Source organism: Streptomyces sp. NPDC007162, from assembly GCF_040634175.1.
In the GTDB taxonomy this organism is placed as follows: domain Bacteria; phylum Actinomycetota; class Actinomycetes; order Streptomycetales; family Streptomycetaceae; genus Streptomyces.
In genome coordinates, this window is sequence record NZ_JBEYFC010000672.1 from 1 (window position 1) to 4,118 (window position 4,118).

The window sequence follows — 4,118 nt, forward strand, 5'->3', positions numbered from 1 at the left end:
GCCCCGGCAGCGTGACCGTCGAGTCCCGGACGGACCCCGGGGTGGTGGCCGAGCTGCGCCGGCGCGGCCATGACGTGACGGTCGGCCCCGGCTGGTCGGAGGGGCGGCTGTGCGCGGTGGCCCGGGACCCGCGGACCGGGGTGCTCTCGGCGGCGGCCAACCCCCGCGGGATGCAGGGGTACGCGGTGGGGCGCTGACCCCCTGGCCCCTCGACGCGCTTGATCGCCGGCGCCGTCTGTTCCGCCGGATTCCATCGCTCGTACATGCGGGCGGCGTGGATTGTCAGTGGCACGTGCTCTCATGGAGGCATGATCGAAGCAATGGAGACCATCGACGAGTTTCTCCTCCGGCACGCCGTCGACGTCGAGGACGCGATCCGCAAGGCGGCCCGCACCGAGATCCTGCCCCGCTGGCGCAGGCTCGCCGACCACGAGGTCGACCAGAAGGCCGGACCGCACGACCTGGTGACGGACGCCGACCGGCTCGCCGAGCGGTACCTCACCGAGGCTCTCGGCGCCCTGCTGCCCGGTTCCGTGGTGGTCGGCGAGGAGGCCGTGCACGCCGACCCGGAGACGTACGAGGCGCTCCAGGGCGACGCGCCGGTGTGGATCGTCGACCCGGTCGACGGCACCCGCCAGTTCGTGCGCGGCGAGGACGGCTTCTGCACCCTGGTCGCGCTCGCCCACCGGGGCGTCCTGCTGGCCTCCTGGACCTACGCCCCGGCCCGCGAGCAACTCGCCACGGCGGTGCGGGGCAAGGGCGCCCACCTCGACGGTGTCCGGCTGGTCTCCGGGTCCCCCGAGCAGGGCCGGGACCTGCGGATAGCCACCTCGCACCCGGACTACACGACCGACGCGCAGAAGCGCGAGCTGTTCGCCCTGTGGGTCGACGGCGTGGCCCCGCGCCCCTGCGGCTCGGCGGGCCTGGAGTATCTCGCCGTCGCCCGGGGCGAGTCGGACGCCACCGCGTTCAGTTGGGAGGCCGCCTGGGACCACGCGGCCGGGCTGCTTCTGGTGGAGGAGGCGGGCGGCGCCCACCTCACCCGGGACGGCGTGCCGTTCCGCGTCACCGGCGACAACGCCCTGCCGTTCACCGCGGCCCGCGACGCGGCCACCGCCCACCGGGTCGTGGACCTGCTGCAGAACCCGCACTGGTAGCCCGAGCGGGGAGAGTGTCAGTCCTCCGGCATATCCTGAGACCCAGTGGCCATCGGCTGACGAAGGGGTCCGAAGGTGCCGTCGATGCTCGATGCGGTCGTGGTGGGGGCGGGGCCGAACGGCCTGACGGCCGCCGTGGAGCTGGCCCGGCGCGGTTTCTCCGTCGCCCTCTTCGAGGCGCGGGACAGCGTCGGCGGCGGCGCCCGCACCGAGGAGCTCACCCTCCCCGGCTTCCGGCACGACCCGTGCTCCGCCGCGCACCCGCTCGGTATCAACTCACCCGCCTTCCGGGCCCTGCCCCTGGAGCGCTACGGCCTTCGCTGGCTGCACGCCGAGCTGCCCATGGCCCACCCCTTCCCCGACGGCAGCGCCGCCGTGCTGGCCCGCTCCGTCGCCGAGACGGCCGCCTCCTTCGGGCCGCGCGACGCCGGCACGTACCGCAGGCTGGTCGAGCCGTTCCTGCCCAAGTGGGACACGCTGGCCCGGGACTTCATGTCGCTGCCGACGACCGCGCTGCCCCGTGACCCGGTCACCCTCGCCCGCTTCGGCCTGGCCGGACTGCCACCGGCCACGCTGCTGCTGCGCCGGTTCCGCGAAGAGCGGGCCAGGACGCTGTTCGCGGGGCTCGTCGCCCATGTCATGGCCCCGCTCAGCGGCTTCGCGACCGGCGCCGTCGGCCTGGTCTTCGCGCTCGCGGCGCACGCCCGCGGTTGGCCGGTCGCCCAGGGCGGCTCCCAGGCCGTCTCCGACGCCCTCGCCGCCTATCTGAAGGACCTCGGCGGCGCGATCCACACCGACTACGAGGTCAAGCGACTCGACGACCTGCCGCCCGCGCGGTCGTACGTCTTCGACACCTCGCCCACCGCCCTCGCCCGCATCGCCGGCTTCGGCACCTACTACCAGGGCTACCGCTACGGCCCCGGCGTCTTCAAGGTCGACTACGCGCTGGACGGACCGGTCCCCTGGACCGCCCCGGAGGCCCGCCGCGCCGGGACCGTGCAGATCGGCGCGGACAGCGCGGAGATCGGCGCCGCCCTGCGTGCCGCCGCCCGTGAGGGCCGCGCCCCCGGCCGGCCGTTCATGATCACCGTCCAGCCCGGCGTGGCGGACCCGAGCCGGGCCCCCGAGGGCAAGCAGGTGTTCTGGGCGTACGCCCACGTGCCGAACGGCTGGACCGGCGACCTCACCGAGGTGATGGAGCGTCAACTGGAGCGGTTCGCCCCGGGTTTCCGGGACCGGGTGCTGGCCCGCGCCACCGCCGGACCCGCCGAACTCGCCGCCCGCAACGCCAACTACGTCGGCGGCGACATCGGCACCGGCGCGGTCACCGGCCTGCAGGCGCTGCTGCGCCCCAAGCTCTCCCTGTTCCCCTACGCCACCCCGCACCCTGCTGTCTTCATCTGCTCGTCGGCGACCCCGCCCGGCCCGGGTGTGCACGGCATGTCGGGGCACAACGCGGCGAAGGCCGTGTGGAGGAGGCTGAGACAGCCATGACCCGTATCACCCTCGTCCGGGGCGACATCACCCGGCAGAGCGTCGACGCCGTCGTCAACGCGGCCAACTCCTCGCTGCTCGGCGGCGGAGGCGTCGACGGTGCCATCCACCGGCGGGGCGGCCCCGCGATCCTGGCGGAGTGCCGCAGGCTCCGCGCCGGTCACCTGGGCAAGGGACTGCCCACCGGCCGGGCGGTCGCCACCACCGCGGGCGAACTCGACGCGCGCTGGGTCATCCACACCGTCGGACCGGTCCACGCCACGACCGAGGACCGCTCCGCACTGCTGGCCTCCTGCTACCGCGAGTCCCTGCGGCGCGCCGACGAACTCGGCGCCCGCACGGTCGCGTTCCCCGCCATCTCCACCGGCGTCTACGGCTGGCCGATGGACGACGGCGCCCGGATCGCCGTGACCACCGTCCGGGAGACGGACACCACCGTCGAGGAGGTGCGGTTCGTCCTGTTCGACGAGCGCGCCTACGACGCGTTCGCCGCCCAGCTGGCCTGAGGACGCAGAACGCCCGCGGGGGTCAGCCCAGGATGCGGCGCTTCTGCTCCGCGAACTCCTCCTCGGTGAGGATCCCCTGCGCCTTCAGCTCGCCGAGCTGCTTGAGCTGGTCCATCCGGGCGGACATGTCATCGTCGGCGGCCGGTGCCGCGGGCGGTGCCGCCGACGGCTGGGCGGCGGGCTGTTGCTGCTCGTAGTCCTGCTGGGCCCAGCGGCCCGCCTGGCGCCGTGAGACACGGTTCGACACCGCCGTGGCGGTGCCGGCGACGACGGCGGTGCGCGCGACCCCGCGCAGCAGTCCGGGCATGTCGGTCATCTCCGTTCAGTCGACGGCGTCGAGCGACGCCAGCAGGGCCTGCACCGGGACCCGGCCGTTCGCGACCAGCTGGGCGCCGCTGCGCCGCAGCGCCGCGGCCAGCGGCGCGGCCCACAGGTTCTCGTACACGAGGACCGCGGCGGAGTTGCCGGGCTCCAGCGCGTTCCCGGCCTCGGCGAGGTCGCCTTCGTCCAGCAGACCGGAGGAGGCCCCCTCGAAGACGGTCAGGTCGGCCGTGTCGTCGCCGAGATCCCGTAGTTCGAGCGCGGTCACCGAACCGTCGGCGTCCTTGCGCAGGAAGGCCAGGTCGAGGATCCGCACGATGCGGCGGTCGGCGAGATCGACCAGCAGCGGAAAGGCCTCGCCGGTCATCCTGTTCCCCGGGAACTCGATCACCAGGTAGTCGACGGGGCCCATCTCTTCGACGCTGTCCATGGTCACTCCTCCTGGACGGGACGGGACGGGACGGGAGCGCGGGGGCCGGCCGGTGCCTCCGATACCAGTCCATTCCAGCACCCACCCCGGGGCCCCGCATGTGCGGAACCCGCCGGGGCGGACCCGCACCCGCCGCGCCCCGGGGGTCAACTCGTCAGCTGGTAGAGGCTCCTGCCGACCAGCCAGCAGCCCAGCCAGTCGTGCGGTCCC

The 4,118-nt window shown here is 74.2% G+C and carries 5 protein-coding genes and 1 pseudogene; 4 read left to right on the top strand and 2 right to left on the bottom strand.

What is annotated here, in order from left to right:
- From ABZ646_RS41760 to ABZ646_RS41775, 4 genes and pseudogenes are all read left to right on the top strand, one after another.
- Positions 1 to 197, top strand: a pseudogene (locus ABZ646_RS41760) (gamma-glutamyltransferase family protein); the annotation flags it as partial.
- Positions 198 to 308: 111 nt separating this feature from the next.
- Positions 309 to 1,157 carry an inositol monophosphatase family protein gene (locus tag ABZ646_RS41765; RefSeq protein WP_360531563.1) on the top strand — a complete coding sequence of 283 codons (849 nt, stop codon included), beginning with the start codon at positions 309 to 311 and terminating at the stop codon, positions 1,155 to 1,157.
- Between the two features lie 84 nt (positions 1,158 to 1,241).
- On the top strand, positions 1,242 to 2,651 hold the full coding sequence (locus ABZ646_RS41770; RefSeq protein WP_360531566.1) for an NAD(P)/FAD-dependent oxidoreductase: 1,410 nt from the start codon (positions 1,242 to 1,244) through the stop codon (positions 2,649 to 2,651).
- On the top strand, positions 2,648 to 3,157 hold the full coding sequence (locus tag ABZ646_RS41775) for an O-acetyl-ADP-ribose deacetylase (protein WP_360531569.1): 510 nt from the start codon (positions 2,648 to 2,650) through the stop codon (positions 3,155 to 3,157). The genes ABZ646_RS41770 and ABZ646_RS41775 overlap by 4 nt, the downstream gene beginning before the upstream one ends.
- A gap of 22 nt (positions 3,158 to 3,179) precedes the next feature.
- Here the strand turns inward: ABZ646_RS41775 and ABZ646_RS41780 are convergent, their stop codons facing one another.
- Positions 3,180 to 3,464 (bottom strand): SHOCT domain-containing protein, encoded by a 285-nt coding sequence (locus tag ABZ646_RS41780; protein ID WP_360531575.1) that lies wholly within the window; start codon positions 3,462 to 3,464, stop codon positions 3,180 to 3,182.
- Positions 3,465 to 3,479: 15 nt separating this feature from the next.
- Complete coding sequence (locus tag ABZ646_RS41785; RefSeq protein ID WP_360531572.1) at positions 3,480 to 3,908, bottom strand: DUF6325 family protein; 429 nt, start codon at positions 3,906 to 3,908, stop codon at positions 3,480 to 3,482.
- Positions 3,909 to 4,118: the final 210 nt, after the last annotated feature.

Excerpts from the sequence above, each read along its gene's own strand:
- ABZ646_RS41765 (WP_360531563.1), top strand. The coding sequence starts at position 309 with ATGATCGAAGCAATGGAGACCATCGACGAGTTTCTCCTCCGGCACGCC.
- ABZ646_RS41770 (WP_360531566.1), top strand. The coding sequence starts at position 1,242 with ATGCTCGATGCGGTCGTGGTGGGGGCGGGGCCGAACGGCCTGACGGCC.
- ABZ646_RS41775 (WP_360531569.1), top strand. The coding sequence starts at position 2,648 with ATGACCCGTATCACCCTCGTCCGGGGCGACATCACCCGGCAGAGCGTC.
- ABZ646_RS41780 (WP_360531575.1), bottom strand. The coding sequence starts at position 3,464 with ATGCCCGGACTGCTGCGCGGGGTCGCGCGCACCGCCGTCGTCGCCGGC.
- ABZ646_RS41785 (WP_360531572.1), bottom strand. The coding sequence starts at position 3,908 with ATGGACAGCGTCGAAGAGATGGGCCCCGTCGACTACCTGGTGATCGAG.